The 24,589-nt window shown below is 46.9% G+C and carries 21 protein-coding genes; 10 read left to right on the top strand and 11 right to left on the bottom strand.

The features are described from left to right. Window positions 1-58: 58 nt before the first annotated feature. Window positions 59-904: a nuclear transport factor 2 family protein gene (locus H6F56_RS16760; RefSeq protein ID WP_190670218.1), complete on the bottom strand. Its 846-nt coding sequence runs from the start codon at window positions 902-904 to the stop codon at window positions 59-61. Between the two features lie 107 nt (window positions 905-1,011). On the opposite strand from H6F56_RS16760, the gene murG reads away from it, so the two are divergent. The 3 genes from murG to H6F56_RS16745 all read left to right on the top strand — a co-directional run bounded on the left by murG (window position 1,012) and on the right by H6F56_RS16745 (window position 3,905). Next, window positions 1,012-2,073 (top strand): undecaprenyldiphospho-muramoylpentapeptide beta-N-acetylglucosaminyltransferase, encoded by a 1,062-nt coding sequence (gene murG / locus H6F56_RS16755; RefSeq protein ID WP_190670216.1) that lies wholly within the window; start codon window positions 1,012-1,014, stop codon window positions 2,071-2,073. A 14-nt stretch (window positions 2,074-2,087) separates the two neighbouring features. After that, window positions 2,088-3,008, top strand: a complete 921-nt coding sequence (locus H6F56_RS16750) for a hypothetical protein (protein WP_190670214.1) — start codon at window positions 2,088-2,090, stop codon at window positions 3,006-3,008. A 156-nt stretch (window positions 3,009-3,164) separates the two neighbouring features. Next, window positions 3,165-3,905 (top strand): Uma2 family endonuclease, encoded by a 741-nt coding sequence (locus H6F56_RS16745; protein WP_190670212.1) that lies wholly within the window; start codon window positions 3,165-3,167, stop codon window positions 3,903-3,905. 76 nt (window positions 3,906-3,981) lie between these two features. On the opposite strand, the gene H6F56_RS16740 is transcribed toward H6F56_RS16745, so the two are convergent. Continuing rightward, entirely contained in the window at window positions 3,982-4,608 is a 627-nt protein-coding gene (locus tag H6F56_RS16740; protein ID WP_190670210.1) for a thioredoxin family protein, read from the bottom strand. A gap of 68 nt (window positions 4,609-4,676) precedes the next feature. Between H6F56_RS16740 and H6F56_RS16735 the strand changes: the two genes are divergently transcribed. The 3 genes from H6F56_RS16735 (at window position 4,677) to fmt (ending at window position 6,981) form a co-directional block, all read left to right on the top strand. Then, the gene (locus tag H6F56_RS16735) at window positions 4,677-5,081 is read left to right on the top strand and encodes an NIL domain-containing protein (protein WP_190670208.1); all 405 of its coding nucleotides are present in this window, start codon (window positions 4,677-4,679) and stop codon (window positions 5,079-5,081) included. A gap of 58 nt (window positions 5,082-5,139) precedes the next feature. Then, window positions 5,140-5,607 carry a hypothetical protein gene (locus H6F56_RS16730; protein ID WP_206753412.1) on the top strand — a complete coding sequence of 156 codons (468 nt, stop codon included), beginning with the start codon at window positions 5,140-5,142 and terminating at the stop codon, window positions 5,605-5,607. Between the two features lie 366 nt (window positions 5,608-5,973). Beyond that, the gene (gene fmt, locus H6F56_RS16725) at window positions 5,974-6,981 is read left to right on the top strand and encodes a methionyl-tRNA formyltransferase (RefSeq protein ID WP_190670204.1); all 1,008 of its coding nucleotides are present in this window, start codon (window positions 5,974-5,976) and stop codon (window positions 6,979-6,981) included. Window positions 6,982-7,075: 94 nt separating this feature from the next. Here fmt and uvsE read toward each other — a convergent pair whose 3' ends face one another. From uvsE to H6F56_RS16695, 6 genes are all read right to left on the bottom strand, one after another. Further along, window positions 7,076-8,017 (bottom strand): UV DNA damage repair endonuclease UvsE, encoded by a 942-nt coding sequence (gene uvsE / locus H6F56_RS16720; RefSeq protein ID WP_190670202.1) that lies wholly within the window; start codon window positions 8,015-8,017, stop codon window positions 7,076-7,078. A gap of 88 nt (window positions 8,018-8,105) precedes the next feature. Beyond that, the gene (locus tag H6F56_RS16715; protein WP_190670200.1) at window positions 8,106-8,462 is read right to left on the bottom strand and encodes a DUF6464 family protein; all 357 of its coding nucleotides are present in this window, start codon (window positions 8,460-8,462) and stop codon (window positions 8,106-8,108) included. A 115-nt stretch (window positions 8,463-8,577) separates the two neighbouring features. Further along, window positions 8,578-9,714 (bottom strand): hypothetical protein, encoded by a 1,137-nt coding sequence (locus H6F56_RS16710; protein ID WP_190670198.1) that lies wholly within the window; start codon window positions 9,712-9,714, stop codon window positions 8,578-8,580. A 59-nt stretch (window positions 9,715-9,773) separates the two neighbouring features. Then, the gene (locus tag H6F56_RS16705) at window positions 9,774-12,326 is read right to left on the bottom strand and encodes a GAF domain-containing protein (RefSeq protein WP_190670195.1); all 2,553 of its coding nucleotides are present in this window, start codon (window positions 12,324-12,326) and stop codon (window positions 9,774-9,776) included. 323 nt (window positions 12,327-12,649) lie between these two features. Next, window positions 12,650-12,805 (bottom strand): hypothetical protein, encoded by a 156-nt coding sequence (locus H6F56_RS16700; protein WP_190670193.1) that lies wholly within the window; start codon window positions 12,803-12,805, stop codon window positions 12,650-12,652. A 663-nt stretch (window positions 12,806-13,468) separates the two neighbouring features. Then, window positions 13,469-13,849 (bottom strand): response regulator, encoded by a 381-nt coding sequence (locus tag H6F56_RS16695; RefSeq protein WP_190670191.1) that lies wholly within the window; start codon window positions 13,847-13,849, stop codon window positions 13,469-13,471. 450 nt (window positions 13,850-14,299) lie between these two features. Between H6F56_RS16695 and H6F56_RS16690 the strand changes: the two genes are divergently transcribed. Beyond that, a complete protein-coding gene (locus tag H6F56_RS16690) occupies window positions 14,300-15,340 on the top strand; it encodes a lysylphosphatidylglycerol synthase domain-containing protein (RefSeq protein ID WP_190670189.1) in 1,041 nt (346 codons plus the stop codon). A 41-nt stretch (window positions 15,341-15,381) separates the two neighbouring features. Here the strand turns inward: H6F56_RS16690 and H6F56_RS16685 are convergent, their stop codons facing one another. Next, window positions 15,382-16,845: a hypothetical protein gene (locus tag H6F56_RS16685; protein WP_190670187.1), complete on the bottom strand. Its 1,464-nt coding sequence runs from the start codon at window positions 16,843-16,845 to the stop codon at window positions 15,382-15,384. A gap of 761 nt (window positions 16,846-17,606) precedes the next feature. Continuing rightward, entirely contained in the window at window positions 17,607-18,347 is a 741-nt protein-coding gene (locus H6F56_RS16680; protein WP_190670186.1) for a sulfite exporter TauE/SafE family protein, read from the bottom strand. 243 nt (window positions 18,348-18,590) lie between these two features. Here H6F56_RS16680 and H6F56_RS16675 point away from each other — a divergent pair, with 243 nt between their 5' ends. The 3 genes from H6F56_RS16675 to H6F56_RS16665 all read left to right on the top strand — a co-directional run bounded on the left by H6F56_RS16675 (window position 18,591) and on the right by H6F56_RS16665 (window position 22,908). Further along, complete coding sequence (locus H6F56_RS16675) at window positions 18,591-19,742, top strand: DegT/DnrJ/EryC1/StrS family aminotransferase (RefSeq protein WP_190670184.1); 1,152 nt, start codon at window positions 18,591-18,593, stop codon at window positions 19,740-19,742. Between the two features lie 339 nt (window positions 19,743-20,081). Further along, window positions 20,082-21,230 (top strand): hypothetical protein, encoded by a 1,149-nt coding sequence (locus H6F56_RS16670; RefSeq protein ID WP_190670182.1) that lies wholly within the window; start codon window positions 20,082-20,084, stop codon window positions 21,228-21,230. A gap of 175 nt (window positions 21,231-21,405) precedes the next feature. After that, complete coding sequence (locus H6F56_RS16665) at window positions 21,406-22,908, top strand: phytoene desaturase family protein (protein WP_190670180.1); 1,503 nt, start codon at window positions 21,406-21,408, stop codon at window positions 22,906-22,908. 599 nt (window positions 22,909-23,507) lie between these two features. Here H6F56_RS16665 and H6F56_RS16660 read toward each other — a convergent pair. Beyond that, window positions 23,508-24,479 (bottom strand): Npun_R2479 family HD domain-containing metalloprotein, encoded by a 972-nt coding sequence (locus H6F56_RS16660; protein ID WP_242032050.1) that lies wholly within the window; start codon window positions 24,477-24,479, stop codon window positions 23,508-23,510. Window positions 24,480-24,589: the final 110 nt, after the last annotated feature.

Raw genomic sequence — 24,589 nt, 5'->3', positions numbered from 1 at the left:
GGAAGAGAGAGGGAGAGGGGTAGAAAATTCCCTAAGCCCCATTCCCTATTTTCTTACTTCATTTTGCCGCGCCACTGCCACCAACAATTTTGATGCGTTCGGTAATCAAAGTCATGCCATCTTTATGGACTAAAACAGCCGAAATCCAGTGAGGATCAGATGCAGCCGGTGCTCGCCCCATTTTGAAAAGTCCGCCTGCCGCCAGCGGCTCTAACTTCACCGTTGAAGGATTAAAATAACTGTCTGCTTGGATGGGTTCTTCTAAAGCCGTTCCGATCAGCAAACTATTGCCCAACGGTTCTTCAACAATGGCGTCAAAATTATACTCTTGGCCGGCACGAATCTGATCGGGTAACTGCACTTTAACCGTGGGCGGCTTTTCTCCAGAGGTTAGCTGAGTGCGTTCTGCCAAAATCTCTTGCTGAACAATTTTTTGGTTTTCATAGCGCTGCCGTGACCGTAAAGTGGCTGTGAGGCTCATTTCTCTGTCTTGCAATTTCTCGCTGCCGGCGATCACCGTGACTGTTTCCGCAATAATTCCATTGCCATCAATTTGCCAAGATTGTAGTTCCGTGCGGTAGTTTAACTGGGGATAGCGCTGCCAGAGATCGCTCAACGCTTTTCTCATATTCTCGTAAGTTAAACCGTCGGCATGGCTGACATCCTGACTGTAAAACTGCATCACAGCTTCAATATCTCGACGGTTAGCCGCTTCATCAATGTTTGACAGAAGCGTTTTCAACTCTGGAGGCGCAGTATCGGGAGTTGCCGCCCGCACACCTGTGGCAGACATTCCTGCGGTGCACCAAACGGCTAAACCGGCTAAAAACGAGATGAGTTGGGTTCGGGTGTGCCGGCGAGAAGTCCCAGATATGCCTGACAGTAGAGTTAGAGGATTGTGCATAGCGTGATAGTTTGAATAATTGGGTAGCTTCAGCTGCCAACTTTAGGTTTGAGATTTTAGATTAACAATGAATCTAAAATCCGCGCATTTTAAATTTAACAGAGGGATTGGTGAGTAAACCTGTACGACTGTTAATCGCTGCTAGTGGAACCGGAGGGCATTTATTTCCAGCAACGGCACTGGCAGAGCAATTGAGCGATTATGAGATTGAATGGCTGGGGGTTCCCAACCGGCTGGAAACGCAGCTGGTTCCTGAGCAGTATCCACTACATACAATTGCAGTAGAAGGATTTCAGCAGAGAGGACTCGGCAGTTTGCGCGTTTTAAGCAAACTGGTGGGTTCTGTTCGTGAAGTCAGGCGTTTGCTAGTAGAACGGAATTTTCAAGGTGTCTTTACCACCGGCGGCTATATTGCAGCACCGGCAATTATTGCGGCGCGTTCCCTAGGGTTGCCGGTGATTTTGCACGAATCGAATGCTTTGCCAGGAAAGGTGACACGCTGGTTTAGTCCCTGGTGCACTGCGGTGGCGATCGGGTTTGAGTTTGCCGCCCAATATTTACCAAAGGCGAAGACGGTTTATGTGGGGACGCCGGTGAGATTGCAGTTTCTTTCCCCGCAGCCCTTAGATTTACCCATTCCAGAGGGGGTGCCGGTGATTGTCGTTGCCGGCGGTTCTCAGGGGGCTGTAGCCCTGAATAAATTGGTACGCCAGTGCGCGAAGGCATGGTTTGAGGCAGGGGCTTGGATTGTCCACCAGACGGGGGAAAACGATCCAGAGGCAGGAATTTTGCAGCATCCGCAATATGTCTCAATGCCGTTTTATAACAACATGGCTGGATTATTTCAGCGCGCTAATTTAGCGATCTCTCGTGCCGGTGCCGGCACCCTGACTGAGTTGGCGGTGACACAGACGCCTTCTATTTTGGTTCCCTATCCCTTCGCAGCGGAAGATCATCAAGCTTATAATGCCGCAGTGTTTGCCGGTGCCGGTGCGGCTGTGGTATGCCGGCAAGGGGATTTAACGTTAGAGGAGTTGGAAGGTAAGGTGTTGGATTTATTAAATTCACCGGCACGCTTGCAAAAAATGACTGAAAGTGCCGGTTCTCTGGCAATTCCAGATAGTAGCGAACGTTTAGGAAAATTAGTGCGCCGGTTGCTGGAGGCTTAATCTAGGTTTAATCGATGACACGCACACCGTACGATCAATTCGCCAAGCAATATTTAGCCGAATTGTTAGCGCCTCTGGGTGAAGTGGAAACCAGTCGGGAAGTTGCTGGAGAAGTGCGGCAAGTGGATGTCTGGTTTGCGCCGGCACCTGCTGGAGTTGAGCCGGCATCTGAACGGCAGATTTTAGGATTATTGGGGCAGATGGCATCAAGTGCCTGTCTGTTAGAGCCTTTTCGGAATCAGCCGGCGTGGGTAGAAATCCGCAGTTGCCTGCTGAAACTGTTCTCCATTCACAGCGAAATGCAGCGCAAAGCCCGACGCGAGGAAAATACTCTGCCAGAAGCGGATCTACCTCGCTTGTGGGTACTGTCGCCTTCCTGTTCCCCTCGGCTGCTGGAAGCATTTGGGGCGACAGCCGATGCCGCAGGAAATTGGCCAGAAGGGGTTTATTTTCTGCCGGCAGCCATGAGGACAGCGCTTGTGGCAATTAACCAGCTACCTCGCACCCAAGAAACCCTCTGGCTGCGGCTTTTAGGAAACAGTTCAACTCAACGACAGGCAGTCAATGAGGTGACGGCACTCCCACCGGGTCATCCGTTATTAAATAACATTTTGGAGTTGCTTTCTAACTGGCGCATTACTGTCGAAGCGAGTCAAAATTTAAGTGATGACGAGCGAGAGTTAATTATGAATTTATCACCGGCTTATCTCAAATGGCGGGAAGATACTTTACTCGAAGGAATGCGCGAAGGAATGCGCGAAGAACGACGTGCCACGATAAATAACCTGCTCAGAGTCCGATTTGGTGCGCTTGATGGGGAACTATCGGCGATTATTGAGCCTTTGCTGCAACTGTCGCCGGAGGAGTTTACTCGCCTGTTGCTAACTCTTTCCCGTGAGGAATTATTAGCCCAATTTGGGATGCAAAACCTCTGAAAAAGTTAGAACACGAAAATACCGGCATTCGGAAAGGCTTAAACGATAGAGAAAAGTCTGCCGATGCCGGTTTATTATTTTTACAATGGATTTAGCCCACTTGATAGAATGTGTTAACCTGTGGGCAATAATGTTCAGTTGAGCAATTCCTAAATTATGGCGGAAATTCTCACGACTGAGTTGGCTCCATCCCCAGATATCAGTCACCTTATCACTGAAGATAATACCCCTGTAGATAATTTTGGTTCGGAAAAACAACAGCGTTTACTAACTAGAGTTCTTTACAGTTCTTGGACTGGTGCTGATGACTCGCAGAAGTTTCTGGTTGCAGCGAATGTCGGTGTTTTCCCAGCCATCGCTCAACCGCCAATTGTGCCGGATGTTTTTCTCAGCTTGGATGTGGGAGTTGCTGAGAATTGGTGGGAGAAGAAAAACCGCTCTTATTTCGTTTGGGAGTTTGGTAAACCCCCAGAAGTTGTGATTGAAATTATTTCTAATCGAGAGGGAAATGAGTTAGGGAGTAAGCTGAGAGATTATGAACGGATGCGGGTCAGTTATTATGTTGTTTTCGATCCGATCCAGCAATTAGGAGGGCCGATTTTACAAATTTACCAGCTACAGGGAACGCGCTACCTTCCGATGACAGATACCTGGCTGGAACAAGTAGGACTAGGTTTGACGCTGTGGCGTGGCGTGTTTGAAGATAAACAAGATGTTTGGTTGCGTTGGTGCGACAGAAATGGGAATCTTATCCCCACCGGCACGGAACGAGCAGATCGAGCGGACTCTCAACTACGGGAAACAGAATCGCTATTACAGCAGGAACGCCGGCGAGCAGAACTCTTAACAGAACGGCTGCGAGCATTAGGCATCGATCCTGAACAGTTAAATGGGTGATCAACACCGGCTAATCAGTGGAACAGGTAGAGCCAGCCATTCTGATTAACCTCCGCCTAATGAGGCGATAAACAATTTAATTCGTTACCTGAGCGCCGTGACTACGAGGATCATCGGCATTTCCCTTTGCCGGCATCCTTGGCGCTTCAAAAGCAGATACTTGACCGGAAGCCTTGGCGTATGGCAGAGCAGTGCCGGCCACTAAAGCCTCTAAATTCGCCTCTAAAACCGAACGCGGCAATTCACCGATGGTACTGGCAATCGTCTCTCCATCTTTGCCCATAAACACAAAATGGGGAATGCCATCCACGCGATACTTCAAAATCTCTGGCAACCACTTGGTATTATCGACATTCAGCATCACAAAATTAACGTTGCCGGCATATTGCGTTTCCAATTCCTTAATCGTCGGTGCCATCGCCATACAGCTAGTACACCAATTCGCATAAAATTCCATCAGTGTTGGTTGCCCATTCCCAAGCGCCACTTCCAAGGGTGTAGAACCCTCTGCTAGCTCAGTTAAGTCAGTTGCAGTCGTTTCAGTCCGCAATCCAAAGAAAAGGGCGACAGTCAGCACAATTGCCACCATTGCAATCAGAAAATTTTTGATGCGAGTTGCAGCGCCGGCATCAACCGCTTTGACAGCCGATGATTCAGACTTCTGCTCAGACACAGCTTTTGGATCGGGTAAATTCGCAGACATCAGATATTTTTCAAACGATCTATGATTCAGTTATTAGTCTAACTGAAGTTGCTAAAAGCTCCCCAACCGTGAAAAAACGGGTCACGCTCACCTTTCCGAAACGCTCAATCCAAATGCCAGTCACCTACCGGCTGGCTAAAGATTTCAATGTAGCGGCAAATATCATCCGCGCTCAGGTTGCTCCCAACCAAATTGGCACCCTTGTTGTGGAACTCTTAGGCGATATTGATGAACTCGATGCCGCCATTGAGTGGATGCGCTCACAGGATATCACGGTTTCTCTCGCCAGCCGTGAGATATTAATTGATGAAGATGTTTGTGTTCACTGTGGCTTGTGCACTGGCGTCTGTCCCACAGAAGCCCTAACTCTAGAACCCCAGACTTTTAAACTGACATTCACACGTTCGCGTTGTATCGTCTGCGAGCAGTGCATTCCCACCTGTCCCGTTGAAGCAATTTCTACCAATTTATAACCTCAATGAAATCATGAGTCGGGTGCGTCCTGTTACCTCTCAAACAAATACCAGGCAGATGGCTTCAACTCCATTCTTTAAAAAAGTACCGTGGCTCTCCCTCTCGCTTCTCATCGCCACCTATTTTAATTTTGGTTGGGTTTTATCTGCCTCGGCGGCGGATTGGTGGGTTTGGCTATTAATCATTGTTTATACCTTGGGCATTGCTGAGGCATTGGCTGCCCCTTTTTCAATGATTAGATATGTAGTTAGACGCTTAATTAGCTCAGATACAAAAGCTTTTCTCTCAGCAATTGTCGCATCTTTTTTTGGCATTGTTATCCTTTCTTATTTTGATATTTCTGGCCATGCCTTGCTGTTAATTGCGGTTGCTGCCCTATTGAGACTCGATCTTCAAGCTGCTGCCATCGGCGAATTAAAAAGCTTTATGATTTTAAGTGCCTTTTCGTTACTCGGCTTAACTTTAGGGAGTGCTGCCTACTGGGGAGTGAATCACTATAGTTGGGTAGTTAAATTTTTAAACTAGCTTCCTTCACATAAAAAAGCAGCCGATTTTGGGGCTGCTTGTGGAATGCATGAGGATTTATCTATACATTAGGCCCAAACTTGCTCAGGATACCGTGGGTTACATTTTTTGATACAGCCGCTTGGCAGACTGCCCTGCCGGCACGCCAACACACAGCCGCTCAATAGACAATGTAAAAATTGTCACAATGCCTCAACCAATTGGGGCTGAATCTCTAAACAATGTAAATGAAGCGTTTATCTGTCCTTATGCTCCGTAGCTTACCCGGCTGTGGGGCAATTTTGTTTTTCGGGATGATGGTGCAACGGTTGCCGGCTCGTCTGCTTATAATTAATACTTCTCAATCTATGCACTTTAGTGCCCCCCATGAAAGTTATCTTCTTTGGCACCCCCCAGTTTGCAGTCCCCACCCTGGAACAATTGCTGGCTCATCCAGAATTTGAAGTCTTGGCTGTGGTTTCTCAACCGGATAAACGTCGAGGACGTGGGAACGAGTTAACGCCCTCGCCGGTAAAGGCGGTTGCCACTGCTCACAACCTGCCGGTGTGGCAGCCGGCACGCGTGAAAAAAGATGCGGAAACGCTCAGTCAGTTAAAATCGGCAGAGGCAGACGTTTTTGTAGTAGTGGCGTATGGCCAGATTCTGTCTCAGGAGATTCTGGATATGCCGGCATTGGGTTGCATCAATGTGCATGGCTCGATTTTGCCTCAATACCGGGGTGCAGCGCCGGTGCAATGGTGTATTTACAACGGTGAACCCCAAACCGGCATTACGACGATGCTGATGGATGCCGGCATGGATACGGGAGCAATGCTGCTAAAAGCTTCTACTCCAGTAGGGTTACTTGATAACGCTCACCAGCTGGCGCAAACACTTGCAGATGCCGGCGCTAAGTTATTGGTGGAAACCCTGTTAAAGCTGGAACGCCAGGAAATTCAACCGATTCCCCAAGATTTTTCGCTTGCAACTTATGCGCCGCTCATTAAAAAAGAAAATTACTGGCTCGATTGGTCACGCCCTGCTTTTAATTTGCATAATCAGGTTAGAGGTTTTTTTCCAAACTGTGCGGCTGTCTTTCGGGGCGGGCAGCTAAAAATCGTTGCAACAGCACCCCTCGGCCCGGAATACTGGACTCAACTACCTCCAGAGTTGAAAGAGCTGGAAGCGGATCTGCCGGCTCAGTCTGGGCGTACGGGAGAAGTCGTGAGTATCGCTAAAGGGCTAGGGCCAATTGTTCAAACCGGCAATGGTTTGTTGCTGTTGCGGGAAGTTCAGCTTGCCGGTAAACGCGCCCAGTCAGGAACCGACTTTGCCAATGGTACTCGTCTGGCTGTGGGAGAGGTTCTGGAAAATGGCGGAACTGGGGAAGGCTGAGCCGGGACGATTACTCAACCAAGAAGTCTTTGTTGCTTCAAAAGTGGATAATGCCCAGGTTCTTTTAAAGTTATGCAATTTAAGTGTTAATGAGCTAAGCGAAAACCGGCATTGAATACAAATTTGGTAGCCACTCGGTTCGCAGCTTATCGATAGCCTGTTCTTTAAGTTTCGCTTCCACCTCAATCCAGGGAGCGGCAGAGTAGCAACTAGGCATTACGGTAATAAAATCGCTGTGGTGCCGGTCTAAGAAAGACTCACAACCGTTGGAGATATGCACCAGTTGCCATTCAGGATTCGGCCAAGTGGTGCGGGCGGCTGCCAGCATTTGGGCAACGCTGGGGTCTTCGTAAGTATTTAAACCTTCGTGAATGACATGATGGTGGGCGTCAAAGACCATTGGCACACCGGCAGCGTGGCAAATCTCTAAAATTTCGGAAGCCCCGTAAGCGTATTCATCATTTTCCAGTGCGAGGCGAGTGCGAATGTTTTGGGGCAACGCTTTGATCACACTGACTAACGCTTCGGATCTTTTCGATTTGCCGCCGTGGATTTCCATGATCGCCCAAGGCGAGTGGGGCAACCCGAGTTTATCCATAATTCGGGCGTGCGTTTCCAGAATTTTGATGCTGTTCTCGACAACATCCGGCTTTTCTGAACTGAGGACAACAAATTGATCGGGATGTATGACAAGTCGGATGCCGGCAGCGATAGCGCGTTTGCCGGTACTCAGTAATTCCTCTGTAAACTCATCAAGCACGGCTGCGCCCAGCGGGGTATCAGCAAAGGGAAAAAGCGCAGAACTGAGCCGGTAAAGGTGGATTTTATGGGTCGTACAAAAATCCCATGCGCCATTTAACCGCTGTAGGTTGTTGCCATACAACTCGCGCAAAACTGTGGCTTGCTCATCATCAGTGAGTTGCAAGAGTCGCTTGCGTGTGACGGTGCGGAAACGCACGTGATCAGAGGTTGTGATGCATACCAACCCCAGCTTGGGCGGCACCTTATTCTCGAATAAACTGGGTATCTTGCTCATGTTTCACAAGATACCTTTTCAGCTTTTTCAAAGGCATCTACAAATAGATATAAACACGTTGGCTGTGATGCTTGCTTTTACAACGTCGCTATAAAGATTTTTCATAAAATCGGCAACCCTCGCATGGCCCAGATGGATTTACGGCACAGCGAATGATTTCTGAATGAGCATTAAATTGACAGGTAGCGTCTCCAAGTACCCTGTGTCCATTGACAAGACTTGTTTCGCTGGGTCGTTCTGCGGATTGGACATAAAGAGCAATTTTTTGTAAGCGATACTTACCCGATTTCAGTTGATAGCGGTGCCGGCGTTCTAATACTGCATAAGTTTGACCTTCTAGATCGAGGTAATGACCTGGTTGAGGACTCCAGTCAAGTAGAACGCTGCCCAAGGATTGAGAGGGTTGGGTCAGAATGACCTCTGTTGGTAGAGAATCTGGCTCCATAGGTTCCTATGTAATATGGCTTACCTACTCACTTTAAAGTAATAAACCATTGATGAAAAATGCCCCAGCCAACAGGAGTAAATGGTTGGGGCTAGATTCGCAGGAATTTAGGTTACTAGGGTGTTGGTTGGCTTGGGTTGGGAATGATAATTGGCTGACCTGTGCTGGGGATTATTATCGTTGGTTGTGGGGTATTAGGCTGTGTGGTGTTGGGAACGGTGCTTGGTTGGCCGGTGTTAGGTTGGCCGGTGTTGGGAAGATTTGTGGGCTGTGAGGTGTTGGGAACGGTGCTTGGTTGGCCGGTGTTGGGCTGTGTGATGTTGGGCTGTGTAGTATTTGGCTGTGTGGTGTTGGGCTGTGTGGTGTTGGGAACGGTACTTGGTTGGCCAGTGCTTGGTTGGCCGATGTTGGGAACGGTGCTTGGTTGGCCGGTGTTGGGAAGATTTATGGGTTGGCCAGGTATCGGTGTTACTGCCGGCTGCCCTGGTTGGGGTGTTGCCGCCGGCTGCCCTGGTGTGGGTACTGTAGCCGGCTGCCCTGGTGTGGGTACTGTAGCTGGCTGTCCGGGTGTGGGTGTTGCCGTCGGCTGTCCGGGCGTGGGTGTTGCCGTCGGCTGTCCGGGTGTGGGTGTTGCCGTCGGCTGCCCTGGTATGGGTGTTGCCACCGGCTGCCCTGGTTGGGGTGTTGCCGTCGGCTGTCCAGGTGTGGGTACTGTAGCTGGTTGCCCTGGTGTGGGTACTGTAGCCGGCTGCCCGGGTGTAGGTGTTGCCGTCGGCTGCCCTGGTATGGGTGTTGCCACCGGCTGCCCGGGTGCGGGTTCTGGAGCTTCAAATCCTAGCAAAATTTTTGAACTGGGAAAGTAGGTTGCCCATTGTTCTAGATCAGGCTGGCTTTGCCATTGATCGCGGCTCACTTGTACAGACAAAATCGGTGCGATTAACCCTTGGTTCTGACCCACAATACTCAGTGTGATTTCACTCACCGAACTATTATTAAATCTTCGCTGAATGACTGCGTTTGCGGCTGTTTTGGCTCTATCAACTAAAGTTTCGTAGGTTTCATCAGGCTGAGAGTTGAGGGAAAGGTCTATGCGGCTGGGATCAGCTTGGGCTATCTCGGAGGCAATTGCACTTTGAAGTGAGCAGACGCCGCCGGCTAATCCTAAAATTACGGCTAAACTCATCGGCATCATTTGCCGGCACGCCAACTGTGCTATCCGCAATTGGGATTGATGATCCTTAAACTTCCGCATAGTTTGTCCTCTCCTGACTCTGATAAAAGCGCCGTTTTCAAGGTTTGAGCCGGCTAGACTTAGCTTGTTTGGCTGGGTCCATTAATGGGTAAATCCACAGTAAAGCAAGTTTGACCGGCTTCACTCTTGACTTGGATTGTACCTCCCAAGCGTTCGGTCAGTTTGTTCACCACTGCAAGTCCTAACCCAGTCCCGCCTTGCTGCCACCGATCGGCTTTGGGAATGCGGTAAAACTTCTTAAAAATGTTGTTTAATTCTTCTGACGGAATTTCAGCACCGGAATTGGTGACGCTGAACTGCACTCGGTCGCCCACTGTAACAACGTCTACAGTAATTTGCTCACCTGCCGGCGTGTACTTGCAGGCATTGGTCAGCAACTCTGCTAAAACTCGCTTCAGAATCGATGGATCGCCGAATAAATCTGGCAGATCGGGTGCCATCTCCAGTTGCAAAACTTGCTGACAGTTACGAGTTTGATCTTCAAAAGGCTCGACGATTTGCGGGATCAGCCGTTGCAGTTGGATGATTGCCGGTGCCCAAGTTTGAGAACCGGCATCAAGTTGCTGTAACTCCAGCAAGTCATTGATCAAGTGAATTTCTCTCTCACATTCATTTCGGACAATTTGGAAGTAGCGGGCGAGTTTGCTGCGTTCTGCTTCCGGCTTGGTCAATTCTGCAAAAAAGCCTGTTTCCTGATTCAGCGAGATCGCGAGCATTTGAATCGCCATTTTCATATTCGACAAAGGCGTCCGCAATTCGTGAGACACTGTACTCAAAAAGTCATCTTTCAGCTCATTAAGTTTCGCAAGTTCTGTTACTTGATTTTGCGCGGATTTATAAAGTCGAGCTTGTCGAAGTGCAATCGCGCAATGATGCGTCACGAGCTGCACTAAGCGAATTTCTAGATCGTTAAAATTATCCTCTGACTGTTTAAATAACCACAAATCGCCGAGGATTTCGTCCCCATGAGAAATCGGGCAAGCTAAGATGGCTGCTTTCCCTTGAAGGTTGTTGCTGCCGGCCTGACAAAACTGAAATTCCTTGCCTTGAAGCAGTTGGCAGTATACTTCGGGAAAGTCTGCCATTGGTCGGCTGCGTGGCGAAGGCGGCGACGAAGTTGAGTGTTCATGACAAAGCGTAACCGTTGTTCTGTCGGCACTGTACACTGCACTGCTACACTCTTCAATGCCTAGCACCTCAGCCAGTTCTTGAACTGCTGTTTGCAAAATCTGAGTTTCATCAAGACTGTTGCAGGCTTTATCGGTTATGCGTTGCAGCATTGCTTCAAACTCCAGAACTTGTTGCAGCTGTTCGTTGCAGTCTTCAACTTGACGGACTAAATCTGCATTGAGCTGCCGCACCTTCTCACACAGTCGCGATTGCTGGATTGCAGTTTCTAATTGTGTCGTAACTGAGGTCACTAAATCAATTTCAAATGGTTGCCACTGCCGGCTACTTTCGCACTGATGGGCAATCAGCAATCCCCACAATTTTGAAGGGGAATTTGACGGTTGAGAATCTAGAGTTTTTTGTGCGGGGTTGATTCTCAATTCTTCACCCACAAGCAAGGGGACAATTAACTGAGATTTAATCCCGAAAAATTCTAGAAGCTCAAGATGAGCCGGCTCCAAATTGACAGTGCTGGTATCCTCAATCGCTTGAAAGCGACCGCGCTGATACCGGCTCAGATACGGGTCGCTAGAAAGGCAGGGTTCGCGGAGCGAAAATCCCAGCATAGATATCCAGCCCGACGCTAAAGATTCTACAACAATTGAACCGCTCCAGGCTTCCGCAAATCGATAGATTAGCACCCGATCAGCTTGCATCGCCTCTCTGACTTCTGAGGCAGCCATGTTGAGCGTTTCTTGAAGGCTGGAAGAGTGCCGGATCTGCTGGGATATTGTCACACTCAGCCGTTCTTTTTGGGCTTGCCGGCGCACCACTGCTTCTAACTGCTGCTGTTCCTTGGCTTTTTGTTGCAGCTGTTCATCAGCCGCCTGCACAGATGAGATCAACTCGGTTTCTACCGCCGTACGTTCAGCGAGATGCTGTTCTAGCTCATTGACTTGATGCTGCGCCTGTTGGTATAAGACGGCTTGCCCAATGGCAGCTGCCACCATACTAGCTACGTCACACGCCCAGTGAATGTGTTCGGGGGTAAAGGCGTCTGGAGTGTCTGCCCCGATGTTGATGCAACCCAGGATGGGGGCTTTAGCGGGGCGAAAGTCTTCTGGATGCCCGACGATTGGTACGCTGAGATAGCAGCACACGCCCTCTGCTTGCAAGGCTTGAAGCGCTCTTGAAGGATTGGAGAGGTTGAGGAGGTTTCCTGTTAGGTGAACTTCACCTTGCCAAATTTCTGGGGCAAGCGCCAAGACTTCGAGGGGTAGGCGGGTTGCTTTTTCTCTGGGGGGTTCGCCGATGGTGTAGGTAGCGAGGATGGTTGCGGAACCGGCTTCTCTATCGAACTTGACTAGGCTGGCTTGCCGGCAGGGTACGAGTTGATGCAACTGGCTAATCGCTAAACGCGCCATAACTTGTAGGGAACGCGTCGGCTGCATCGATTGAGCGGTTTCTCCCTGACTTTCTAAATATTCTGCAGTGTACTGCATGGGTCTCTCCTTGATTATGTTTGTGCCGGTGTTTTCACGGCTAGCTCAGCCTCAACTGCATATCCTTTTCTCCCACGGCTACCCTGAATTTCCCAGCCCTGCATTAAACTTTCAACCCATTAAATCAGTCGCTTTTTTTATTTTTATTTTTCAAGGGTGCTAAGATATCGAGCAATTTTTTTAAAAAATTGCCTTTTTGCTGGGATATATTGGTATAAGCCAGTGAGATAAATAACTGACTTTTTTAGTATTCCCACTTTTGAATTCGATCTATCTTCTAGCTGTTTTGTTTATTTAATTTATTTATCTAATTTTTTAATAGCTTAGGGCAGATGGCTCAGGACATAAGCCGTTAACTCTTGGTGCCAGTGAGAAATGACAAAATCTTTTTTATAAACACAGTTTGTGTAATTTTCCAACAGTTTTTCCGCGTCTTCTGTAACGACGGGAGCTAGTAAATTTATCATTTCTCTGTTCATTCTTCAACTCCTGATCTATAATAAATCGTCAAGTTTATTGAGTTGTTTAAGATTACTCGTTCTTCACTTATTTTTTACAGTTTTGTTTACATTTTTTAAAAAATTAGAGTCATATCTTGATATTAGGCTTCTCTAGGAATTATTTAAACAAAGCGGTTAATCAGAAAGGATAAATAAACTTGGCTAAGGGTTTCTTAACTTTAAGAAACCCTTAGCGATTTTGTCCCAGTTAAACTGTGATAAATGTTTGGAAGTAAACTTTAATCTCACAGATACACACGAAACCTGTCTCGAGGCAGTCATTTCTTAGAACGTGAGGGCGACCGAGAGCCGGTTTCTCACCTCCGAATTAGTGGGTTCACGCTCAGGAGAGACTTTACCTACTCTCTTGAGCGTAGCTAGCGAATGTGAAGAAGTCGTGAAGATACAGCCGATTTTTGCAAAGAATTCGTTTTCCTGCCCTACTTCCGGCAGATAAAGCAGGGGAAAATCACTGCTGTACTTGACATTTGTCCTGTAATATGCAATTAAAATTAGGTGAGAGCCGGCGTTTATCCCTATTGGAGAAAACACAGATTAAGTAAACGTGCCGGCAAGCCGCTCTCATCATAAAGTAACTTGATTTAAGGCAAATCAAGCATTTCTTCAACAGCAAACCGCTTCTTAAAAACTCCAGTCCAATACTTGAGCAACTTGATTAGCGAGGTTCATCGGATCGAAAGGCTTGGCAATGACCCCCGCAACGCCTAATTCAGCAAATCGCCGCTGATCGGTTGCCTGTACCTTAGCGGTTAACAGAATCACGGGAATTTGCTGGGTTGCCTTGATCAGCTGCATTTTAGCAAAGGTAGCAGGGCCATCCATATCAGGCATCATGACATCGAGAAGGATGGCATCAGGCAGTTCAGCTTCAGCCTTAGCAATTCCCTCACTGCCCGAACCGGCTGTAAGAACTTCCCACCCGCCAACCATCTCCAAGCTGAGTTGAGCGACTTCGCGAATATCTTCCTCATCATCAATGACCAAGATGCGCTTGGCTGCCACGATTTTCGTCTTCCTCCATACGTTGAACGCTCAGCATAAGCTGCGTCTTGAAATTACCAGTCAAATTTTACCGGCTATTTGGGGCAATCGCTCACAAATAGACTGCGCTTTTATTCCTGATAGCTTTTGCCCGAACTTGTTTGTGTTTTGAGGACTATACAGTGGTAGATTACTCACTGGCTGATCTGGAGAAACACATTTAGCAGCAATTAGTGCTGCTTGAACTCTATTAACAAGGGTACGAGATCTCAGGATAACGCTTTTCCAACGCACAGTTCCCCACTGCATCACCTTGTTTAACTTATCGTGGCAATAAAAAATTATCATTAAACACAACGCTAGCTTTTAACATATTCTAAACCTGGATTGACTTCCCACTCTGGTTTAAATGAGGAAATAACGGTTAGCAGCTATTTAAAATGTGCGTTAGCCAACAAAAAAATATCTAGCATGGGGCAACAACTTTTTCGTCAAATTCTCAAGCGAGCGCAGTTAATTAAATCGCAACTGAAGCCCTATTTGCGCTGGGTGATTTTGGGCGGAACCCTGTTTTTCTTGGCGAAAACGCTCAAGGACAACTGGCAGGAAGTCGCCGCCATTCAGATTGCCGGCCCACAATTGGCCGGTTTGGCAACTGCATTAGGCGTCACCCTCCTCGCTCACATTTGGTCTGGATGGGTTTGGACTTGGATTCTGCGGGAGTTCAAGCAGCCGGTGCCGGTATTATGGGGTGTTCGAGTTTACCTGAAAACGAATATCGCTAAGTATCTACCCGGAAATGTTTGGCACTTTTACGGTCGCATTTTAGCCGTCAGCGGCATCGGAATCTCCCCAGATGTGGCAGCCTTAAGCGTACTAATCGAGCCGGTGTTAATGGCTGCTGCCGCCTTAGCGATCGCCTTAACCGGCAGTTTCTTCACAAATCGCGGCGGACTGTGGCAATATGCCTGGATTACCTTGCCGTTTGTACTGATAGTGATTCATCCCCGGGTTTTAAATCCCGTGATGCAATTGCTGAGACGCGTGAAGCAAAAAGCGCTGGGTAGCCAGTCACAGTCAGATGGGGATGAATTTAAAATTGAGCGATACCCTTTCTGGCTACTGATGGGAGAGATGGGATTTCTCGGACTGCGTGGCGCGGGATTCTTATTAACCGTCCTCGCCATCGCGCCGGCAGAAGTCCAAAACTTGGCACTTGTGCGTCTGCCAATGCTATTAGGCGCTTTTAGTTTGGCGTGGCTCTTGGGACTGGTTGTGCCTGGAGCACCGGGGGGAATCGGAGTGTTTGAAGCGACTGTGACGGTGCTTTTAAAAGGTCAATTTTCTGCCGGCCTAATTTTAAGTGCTGTTGCGTTTTACCGGCTGGTCAGTGTTTTAGCAGAAGTTGCCGGTGCTTTTCTGGCTTGGGTGGATCTCGCTCAAGCCTGCCGGTGGGTTAATCGTTATGCACACCAAAAGTATCTATCAAATTGGCACAAATCGAAAAAATAATCTGTTTTACAGATTATTTTTTTAACAATCAACGTCTTATTTTACTGTGCGAAAATTTCTTCTACCTCTACCGCAAACGGATTGAAATCCATGTCTGCATTGCTGCCGGTGGTGTCAAAAGGGTTTACATACACAGGCGAGTTGCCGGCAAGGGGTACAGCCGTATTTAAATCTGCTTCTAAATTACTTTCCTTTTTCGCCATGAGCTGTGAAAACACGCGATAAGCATCTAGATTAATTGTCGAACTCTCTTCTTTGAGGCTATTTTTCATTTTGAGCAAGTTGTACTGCACGTTATCATCATAAATGACAAAAGTAATCTTTAAAATTTCCAGAAAATTCACCACCCACTGACATTCTTCTTCTGGGTAATTAAGATAATATTGGATCAGATCTGCTAGACATCCTTCCAGGTAAGTACGAATCGGCTTGCAAATCAAGACTACCTTAAGCAAAATAATCACCAAGGTAATTGGATGACCTTGAGAGAGGAGTAAAACAAACAGTGAGGACGGAGTTTTGTGGTTTTCGGTCGTCAAAAATTCCACAACTCGCTTACACGATCTAAGCAGAATTGCATCATTGACGAGTTCCTCGTTATGCTCTTGATAGATCGGCTGAAGCTTTTTAGATAATTTAATATGCAGCGCTTCCACACAATCTTTGTTGTCTACCGAGTAAATTAAATATTTTTGAAGACTTTGCTTAAAATCTTCATACCTCAATTCTTTCGTTTGTTCTAGAAAAATATTCGCAAGGTTACCATAGCTAAATTGCCCACGTTTAACCACAATCAGCTTAATCAGCTTTAAAACTTCATCTCCTAAGCCGGTTGGGTTCTTAGGGTTCTCATTCTTATAAAGTGGAGAATTAGAACGAGCGGTATACATAGCCAAATCAAACTTAAACCGCTCTTTCAGTTGTTGTGATCGAATTCTAGCAGCTTCCCGCTGTTCGGGTGAATTTTTTATATTAATGTATTGATGCACCAACAAATAGGAAGTATAGCGGTCACTCCAATGCTTTTCTTCAGCTTCTTCATACCGAGAAGCAAACAGTTTTAACTCCTCATAATCTTTACTCTTGATAAAGTTTTCTATCCATTCCCTCAGCCGATTTAACGTCATGGACGAAGTATGTTCCTGAATCGCTGAATCAGAAAACACTTCCATGACTAACTGCTGAATTGCCTGGTGGTTTCTCTCGGCAGCCCAATTATTAATTAAAATATAACAAGACCGTTTTATGGTGTTGACAAACTCCTCTTCGTCGCCAGAAATAATAATTTCATAAAAAGCTTGAATAATTTCTGGATTAGACGCATCAAGAAGATGAATAAATAAATTTTTAAATTCTACTAAAACCCGATGAGATGATTCTTGTCTGACAAGATCCAGCCAAAATCGGTAGACTTTATCTTGAGCCTTTTGAATAATTTTTCTTTGTTCTGTCACTTGTAAAGAAGTCTCATTCTGAATTGCAGTGCTGACGAAATTTCTGACCATTGGTAGACTCTCCCTGAAATTTAAACATGAACCCTGATTTAAAAAAATATTTGCTTTTTACAAATCTTGTAAAAAAGAGTGATTGCCTGATGACAATGATTTCAACCTTGATGAGCGTTTGTTAATGATTGCGTGCGGCTAACGTATTTCAATTTTTACACTCACGGCTGCTTAATAAAACCTGCCTTCAGAAGGAACAGACAGTAAAGGAACCAAATTCAGTCTTGAGGATGAATCATATTGTTAAGTACGAATTGGATTCAAAAGAAGTGAGAGATAATTTTTAAAAGGTGGGGTCATGATAGAAAAAATCGGCTGTTTGCGATGAAAAGCTTTCGCCTCTGTGAAACTTATCAACTGCGGGGGGAAAACGCCGGCAAGAGAGGGCGGGGTGGTGCCGGCATCACTGCCAAGGTTGCTTGCAATTAACTTAAGAACAAGAGGGGTGGGCATCTGAACTTTAAGAACGGTTTGTTCATCCATAGTATGCGCTATTTTACAGTCAAGCTGGGTGATTGAACCCTGACGAGGATGTGACAATTTTTACTGAGCTTAGTGACCCCAATCACTCTTCGGATCGCTTCTGCCCTGGCCCTTGATTGTGTACAGATAGGGGTATACGACCGATGCTTGCGGTAGCCGGCAGGTTGGAGAAATCCAATGCCGATGCTTACCTCGCACAGCGATAAGAGGTTAAAAAGTCCCCTGACATTCAATAACTCTCACCGGCCCTCCCGATTCCCGGGAACCGCCAAAAGTTTTTACCAAAAACTCATCAAGTCTCGCTGACCCCACACCATCAACGCACCAGAAATTGCCATTGTAGCAAGAACGACTTGCCGAAACTGTTGCTCGCTCATCTTGCTGAGAACGTACTGACCAAGGTAGTTTGCCGGGACTGCTGCTAAACCGATCACCAACCCGTATCCGAGATACTCCGGAGTCAAAGCGCCCAAAGCTGCATAAGTCACCATTTTGGCAATATGAACAACCACCACATTGGCTGATTTTGTGGCGATCATCTCTTCTTTGACCAAGCCATAGTTCAGGTAAAGCGGATTCATCACCGGCCCGCTACTGCCAATAATTCCTGAGACAAACGCATACACAAAGCCAGCGGGTAAGAAATGCCACGATCTGGCCGTAAAAATACGTTCTTTTTTACCAAAACCGAAGCTAAAAACCGTAATCATCAAAAACAGGCCGATTAATAGTTGCAGCCAATCCAGATGGATTTTGGTAAAAGCATAAGCGCCGGCAACCGCCCCAACAATCGCACCCGGTAAATACCAAAACGTCACAGTCCAGTTGATATGCTGCCAAAACATGAAAATCCGCTGGGAATTTCCCAGCAGCATTCCCGTTGTGAGGGTTGGGGCTAAGGCTTGGGAACCCAATAGAAAATTCACCAGTGGAATCAGCAATAAAGGACTGCCACCACCAGCCAAGGCGCTGATGAACCAAGAAGCGAAACTGACTAAAGCCAGGAAAACAACGGGCATGGGCGCGTTAGCAGGAAAGGTTAAATATTGGTTAATTGTCGCACTTTTACTTATTTTGGGCAGGGTGGCTGTTGCTTTCCGGATTTGCCAGAAATGGGGCTGAATCACTAGGGAATTGTGGCCTACCTGTGAATCACAGGCGGTCCTCCACCTGAGCACCAGCGACGCGCTGGCCTTGTATGCTGCACTCTTTAGACGGTGTCTGAGATAATCACAAGAAATTGAACCTTGTGGTGTAAGCGAGTGAATAACATTCCCCCTCTTGACCTAGCCCAACAGTACGAAACCATTAGTGAAGAAGTCAGTAAAGCGGTCTTAGGGGTACTCGCCTCGGGCCGTTACATTGGCGGACCCTTGGTGGAAGGTTTTGAGCAGCAGTTTGCCGCCTATGTGGGTGTGTCTGAATGTGTGGCGTGCAACTCTGGTACAGATGCCCTCTATTTAGCCCTGAGAGCTTTAAAAATCGGCCCTGGGGATGAGGTGATTACAACGCCTTTCACATTTTTTGCCACGGCTGAGGTCATCAGTGATGCCGGCGCGACGCCGGTGTTTGTGGATATTGACCCGCAAACTTACAATCTTAATCTCAATCAGCTTTCATCTGCGATTACCGGCAAGACGCGGGCGATTGTGCCGGTACACTTGTTTGGGCAGCCGGTGAACATGACTGAATTGATGGCAATTGCCCAGCAGCACGGTTTGGCGGTGATTGAAGACTGCGCTCAAGCCACCGGCGCTGAATGGGCAGGGCAAAAAGTTGGTAGCATTGGTCATATTGGTTGCTTCAGTTTCTTTCCCACCAAAAATCTGGGTGCTTGTGGCGATGGTGGCGCACTGACAACGAATGATCCTGAAATCGCCGCTGAAGTTCGGGCGCTGAAGGAACACGGCCAGAAACGGCGCTACTATTACGAAGAAATTGGCATGAACAGCCGGCTTGATACTATACAAGCTGCAATTCTTCAAATTAAGCTGCGTTATCTTGATAATTGGAATGACCGGCGTCGGGCGGTTGCGGTGCATTATGACCAACTGTTGAGTCCAATTCCAGGCATCATTCGCCCTCAAGAACTGTCTGAGGGGCGCGGCGTTTGGAATCAATACACGATTCGCATTGCTCAAACGTCGCCAACGGGTGCCGGTCGCGACCAAGTCCGAGAGCGACTACAGCAGTTGGGCGTTAGTTCAATGGTCTATTATCCCTTGCCTTTGCATCTGCAACCAGTTTACAAAGAATTGGGTTATCAAGCCGGCCAGATGCCGGTGAGCGAACAGGTTGCAACAGAGGTCTTATCCTTACCGATGTTCCCAGAACTTTCACCGGCACAGCAAACTCAGGTCGTCTACAGCCTTAAAGATTGCTTGACACCGCCGGCAGAAAGTGCAAACGCCTGAAAAATTGAGTGAAAAGATACAAGCATAAAGTGAAATGTGATAAACTAAACTAGCAGGAACTTCACAGTAGATAATGGCAGATCAGTATTATCACGCTTCACTTTTCACTCTTCACTCTTTACGATAAATGTGATGCTCAGCCGATTAGAAAACCTCCGGCAATCAGGCGAACTAGCCGGCTGAGGTATTATATACCTTACACCCCCTACAAAATCTCAATCGCAGTAATCTCGATATGAGTTTTATCGGGCTGTCCGCAACCGCCACGAAGAGAGGCCAGCACTCCTCTTTCAGCCGCCATCAATTGTTTGCTGGGCATTCCATAGGAGAAACAAACACATGGAAACGATACAATTTGTAGATGACGTTGTCAAAGATTTAGAACGTATTGAAAATTTAATCAAAGTCAAAAAACTCCTGTTATGCGCTAGCAAAAATACATGGGAGAATGACCTGAAAAAGCTCGAAGCTATTCAATTATCCACCTTAATTAAAGACCTGCACGAAATTGCCCCAACTTACGGGCAGCTTAAATCGGTTCTGATTCAAGTTGTCAAAAAACTGAATAAAAAAGTTCAGTATTTCATGCTAGCCAATACGTTGATTCAAAAATTAAATAAACTGTATCCAGAAAATTTGGCATCAAGAAAACGGATACGCACGCAATTAAAACAACTCAAAAAAGGAGTAAAATATCCCTACGATTTATACGATTTAAAATTTAAAGTTGCCAGAGATTCAACCCTCCGGCGAGCAAAAGTTCTGGTATTTTCCGCCCTGAATTATAAATTTGCCTACAGCACGCAAGACTGGGCGACGCTTGATTCGCTAGAATTTGATGAGATAGTCAGAGCCTTGTTTTATTCGTGCGAAACACCCGAAGATTTAGAATTTAGATTGTACGGAACAGCAGCCTGCTTGGATGAGCCAGATAAGCAGATCGGCACAGCGGGAATCATCGTTGACTGTCTGCTACCTTACTATCAATACCTGCAAAAAGGTCGGGATATTACTGACGATGCGGATGAGGATGAACCTACAGCAATAGATTTAAAAGCTCCGTATAACCCTTCTTCAGAAGACTATCTTGCGCTGCCACTAAACAGCAAAGATGCCTTTGAGGATGATGATGAGGATGATAGTTGTAACTACGGCTTCTTAAATATTCCAGAATTTCCTTTGGGAACTGAGGATACAGAAGGAAGAATTAGTGACACCATTAAAAAGCAACTCGAACTGGAAGCCGTTGTTAAAGGATTGGTAGAACAGCGAGTCAATGAGGTGATGGCTGTCATTGAAAACAGCGTCCGGGACTTAGAAACTTATTTGGAACAAAACTTAGAAGAAGGCAATTTCCAAGGATCTATTCCGCTAAAATATCATAGTCTCAAGAGTTTTGTAAAAACCGTTCAATTCCAGTCCTCAAAATACCTGGAAATCTTACAAACTCTAGAAGATAATGAAAGAAGGGCCGGAAAAAGTGCGTAAATAAAGCTGTTCTCACAAGCATTCATCTGCGATGTAGGAGATGAATGCTTGAGTTCCAAAATATCTATTGCAATGCGGGAATTTTGAAGTGAAGAAACTCATTTAAAATCCCGCATTTTGTCATTTTTTCAAAAAATCTGCAGTCTTTGCCGCATTCCTTGAATTAGATAGATTCATGCCAGATTTTGATGTGATTGTCATTGGCACCGGCATTGGCGGCTTAGTGGCTGGGGCAATGCTGGCTCGCTATGGTAAAACTGTGGTGGTCTGCGAAAGCCACACAGCCCCAGGTGGCGCCGCACATGGCTTTCACCGGCAGGGATTTCACTTTGACACAGGCCCATCATTTTACTGCGGCTTATCAGGCCGGCAAAGTCTCAACCCCCTGCGGCAAGTGCTAGAAGTTTTGGGGGAATCTCTGCAAACCGTCCCTTACGAACCGCTGGGTCATTACCACTTTCCAAATTTCACGCTGCCGGTGTATTCTGATTCAGAACGTTATCGACAAGCTGTCGCCCAGATTACGCCCCAAGGTGCGCGGGAATTAGAGCGCTTTGAGAAGCGCCTCTTAACTCTCTACGATGCGCTTAAAGATATCCCCACCTTGGCACTACGGGCGGATTGGCAAATGCTGCCGGCATTGCTGCGATCTTGGCCGGCTTTGTTGAAGTTGCTGCCTCAAATTGGCACGATCCAGGGTTCTGCCGGCCAGGTAATGGATCGGGATGTCACTGACGCGCAAGTGCGGCAGCTCATTGATTTGGAATGTTTTCTGCTTTCCGGTTTGAAAGCACACGGAACCATTGCGCCAGAAGTGGCGTTTATGTTTGGGGAACGCAACCGCTGGGGCGTTGAATATCCAGTCGGAGGAAGTACCGCCATTGTTGATGCGTTGGTACGAGGATTAGAACGCTGGGGAGGCCGGCTGCGGCTGAAAACTCATGTCGAGCAAATTTTGGTAGAATCGGGTCGAGCGGTGGGTGTGCAGTTGCGATCGGGTGAAGTGATCCACGCACCAATCGTTATTTCCAACGCCACAATTTGGGATACCTACACCCATCTGCTTAAACCCGAAGACTTGCCGGCATCTTATCGACGCGATGCCCTTGAAACGCCGGCGGTGGAAAGCTTTATGCATTTACATCTCGGCATCCGAGGTGAGGGTTTGGAAGCGTTAACGGGTCATCATGTCGTTGTTCACGACAGCGATCTCGATATCGCCACACCCGGCAATACCTGCATGATTTCCATTCCCAGTGTTTGGGATTCCCAACTCGCGCCGGCAGGACACCATCTGGTTCATGCTTATACGTTGGAACCTTATGCCGGTTGGCAGCGAGATAGCGCTTATGAGGAACGCAAACAACTGAAAGCGCAACCTTTGTTTCGCGCGGTGGAACGGGTGATCCCAGACTTGCGGCAACGTATTAACATGGAAATGATCGGGACGCCGGTGACACACGCGAAGTATTTGCGCCGCTATCAAGGAACTTACGGGCCGGCAATTGCGGCTGGCAAGGGGATGTTTCCTGGCTTGCACACACCGATTGCCGGTTTGTACCGAGTGGGAGACAGCACGATGCCCGGTATCGGCGTTCCAGCGGTTGCTGCTTCTGGGATTTTGTGCGCCAATACTTTGGTAAATCCTGAACAAAGTGCGAAGTTGTTGGGCTTGTAATTTTGGGTGGTTATGAGGTCAAGATTTTGGGAGTTGCAACTGTCCTAAGATTTGATCACTCAAAACAGTTGCAACTCCCCACTCAAGACTCAACCGCCGGCGGCAAATGCGCTCATAATCGCGATGGATAGCGCTAAACCGGGTAGCAGCAGCATTCCTAACATTAACAGGTCGTGTGATGACATAATTCTGCAAAATGACAGTATAAGACCGGGCAAAGCCCTTTGTTTCTAGATTAGCACTCTCTCCATTAACAGGTTGGATTTGTTGTCAGTGCTGTTTGGTTAAATAATTTTTTATTTTACTGGATTTACCTTTTAATTTTGTTAAATTTAACATTTACTTCCAATTTTCTGTTTTTGCGGGTGAGGCCGGTTGAAGGTAAAATTAATAAATAAATGCTAAGACACGGCAACTTTCAAGAATTGACAGATAACTGTTTAAGCTTTCAAGCTTAAACAGTTATTTTGTCATTCCAATTTCACAAAAGAAGGCGATAGATGGGTTGGGTAGCGCAACACCGGCACTAATTTAAAACATTGGGTTTAAAACTCAACTAACATTTGCTGAGATTAGGACAAGCGGGCAAGATGCCGGCACTACCTATTTACAAAAATGGGATGTTCCCGTCGCTGTTCACAAGATAAGCTAGTCTCCCCCAAGCGGTGCCTGCCCTCTTGTTCCGCAAAACCCCTTAATGTCTCTTGTGGGGCGAATGACATCTGAAGATTATTTAACAGCAGTTCATATTCAACGACAAACACATTCATTCTTAAGCTGGCAATAATTTGTTTGCCGGCATAGGTTGCCTCTAAATGATGCACTCCCTCTTGAATGTAAGAATCCACTACATTCCAGAAAAAGTTAGGAAAGCCGGCACGCAAGTCCCCAGGATGGCGATAACCCAAGATTTTATTAGTGCCGATTTCTTCAAATTCATAAAAGAGTGCCGGCAATTTGTCTAAATAGCGCGGATCACTCAACTGCCCGATGAGATCGGCTGCCCGAACTAAGCCTGGAAAGTCAATGGTATCTTTATGATCTGCATCGTTGGGCACGGGAAAGCGCGTCAGCTCAATATTACGCTTAATGACTTCAACATCAATGAAATCGTGCCCAGAAAAATGCTCCTCGATAAACAGTTTTCCCCGATCTACATGATAGGGAGTGAGACTGGCATCTGTTGAACTCGGAGGCAGAGAAATCATGCCATCGCCTACGCCGGTTGCAAATAATCTTTCTTTGCTTCTGTCTTGCCGGCAAAGCCCCTTAACGTAGCCAATATCATGGCACAATAAAGAAATAATCGCGTGCAACCAGTCTTCACAGGAAACATTTCCTTCCCGAAGCTGCTTGCCTCGTAAGATTTCTTGCCCTACCAGGGTAACAATAACGGTGTGTTCAACGTTATGATAAAGGGCGTTGCTATTGGCAATGTTTTCTAAAGCGAGACTGGCAACCCAGCCGAGCATTTCAGCATACTTCGGCTTAAGATTTCCGTAAGTTTTACGGTAGCAAGTTTGTAAGCTTTCTGCGAAAGTTTTAATAAGTACGTCTGTGGGATTAAACATCTTTATAACTCTGAATAAACAGCAACCTGAACGCCTAATTTCAACACACCCTTATTGCTCTTTTTTTAGCACTTCTTCATTTTTTAACTCCGGAATCTGGCTTTCCTACT

Origin of the sequence: Microcoleus sp. FACHB-672, from assembly GCF_014695725.1 — a bacterium.
GTDB lineage: Bacteria > Cyanobacteriota > Cyanobacteriia > Cyanobacteriales > Oscillatoriaceae > FACHB-68.
The sequence above is the reverse complement of the archived record's forward strand: the minus strand, read 5'-3'. Positions and strand labels throughout refer to the sequence as shown.